Genomic DNA, 1,585 nt, shown 5'->3' on the forward strand with positions numbered 1-1,585 from the left:
GTTTAACCAGAAAATAATAAAAAGTCTCATCCTCAGCCTCCAAAACATCTTTTGTGATATTAGTAAGATAGACATGATACTTTTCATCATCTTCATTAAAAACCGCTACCAATCGGAACTGCTCAGTATCCATTCTTGTCTTACTTTTGCCATTATAATTGGGTCTTTTGAATGAGACCTCAACTTCAACATCGAGTATCTGTCGTTTTAATTTTGGTAGAATTTCACTGATATACTTCCCCTTCACATCAATACTATTCCCTCGACACGCATTATTCAAATCCATGATGAGAGGATCGGCATTTTCCTTTAATCTGGACACGAAGTATCCACCATTCTCTTTGATTTTAGCAAATACCAAATGTTTGTAGAAATCAAGATCAATAAGAAGAATTCTATCTTTTATCCATGGACCTATTCGCAAAGTCTTCAATTCGTTTGTACTTTCAGGATTAATACTGATGCTTTTTGGACTGTTTGCCACCGCACTTACCAACAAACTTACTTTAACGCCAGCTGCTACTGTTCTGGAACGTGCTGCCGGGAATTTCCTGGCAAGAGACTTATGCAATCTGATTATTGTGCTGTCCTGTATCAATACATCCTGGAATTTAGCGATTTTTTCGTTCAGAACTTTGGTTTGTTCCAGTGCAAGCTGTTCTATCCCGTGAGTCACGCATAGTTTCAGAAATGCGGCAAGTTCTGGTGTGAATCTATCATACCAGTTGCTGTCGCTCAGTTTTTTATTGGAAAACTTTTCATAATTCCGTTTGATAAAAGCGAGATTTCTTGCAAGGCGAACACCATAACTATTGACAAGAACCCAAAACATTTCTATTGCTGTTACTTTCCTCTCTCGTTTTATGAGTCCAGTTTCTTTTGCTGCTTGTTCCAGCCAATCTGTTGGGTAAAAAGCATAAAGGTTTTTTTCGATTACATCCGGTTCATATGGTGGGATTTCTGTTTTGGGTTCTTTGGTCTTTTTCATATTCCTGGTCCTCTTTTTAATTTTAATACAGTAAAATTAGAATTTTTATGTAATATATGCATGATAAGAGGATAAACGCTTCGCTATCTAACGATTGTTTCAACTGGAGACTCAAAAAATCGTAACGAAAATCAGAGATTGCTAAATCTTTATTGATAAGAAATCCTTAACCGATGACCAATGTTAAAGAATATAGTAACAGCATTGTGGTTTTTGCTAAATTTGCGGTGAATGGAAGAAGAATTCCATGGAACTCAAATATTATCGAGCGACTGATGGGTGAAATAGCAAAACGAACTAAACACAAATGGATGAGATGGACTACGAGAGGTCTGGAAACTATCATCAACATCATTCTTGTGAGATATTGCTCTGAAAAAAATTGGCACCAGTATGATTTTGGGGCACTAAGAAATTATATGCCAAATTATTTTTAGCATTTTATTTAAATTATCATCTACCCACGATTGATGATTCTTCTTAACTTTCTGCCCAACAATTCCCATAAGGTTTTCAATGTGATTGTTATTGTCTGGGATGGTTATGTCTCTCATCGCTAATTCTGCGAATAATGTTACTTTCTCATAAGTTCTGAAA

2 protein-coding genes and 1 pseudogene are annotated in these 1,585 nt (G+C 35.9%); 1 reads left to right on the forward strand and 2 read right to left on the reverse strand.

All coding sequences use genetic code 11. The features are described 5' to 3' along the window. A partial coding sequence (locus MNV_RS10310; protein WP_096205800.1) for an IS4 family transposase occupies positions 1-988 on the reverse strand: 988 nt, incomplete at its 3' end. Between the two features lie 182 nt (positions 989-1,170). On the opposite strand from MNV_RS10310, the pseudogene MNV_RS20745 reads away from it, so the two are divergent. Further along, positions 1,171-1,383 (forward strand): annotated as a pseudogene (locus MNV_RS20745) (ISH6 family transposase); the annotation flags it as partial. Between the two features lie 12 nt (positions 1,384-1,395). On the opposite strand, the gene MNV_RS20265 reads toward MNV_RS20745, so the two are convergent. Then, a partial coding sequence (locus tag MNV_RS20265; RefSeq protein ID WP_218837987.1) for a hypothetical protein occupies positions 1,396-1,585 on the reverse strand: 190 nt, incomplete at its 5' end.

It is taken from the genome of Candidatus Methanoperedens nitratireducens, assembly GCF_900196725.1.
GTDB lineage: Archaea > Halobacteriota > Methanosarcinia > Methanosarcinales > Methanoperedenaceae > Methanoperedens > Methanoperedens nitroreducens_A.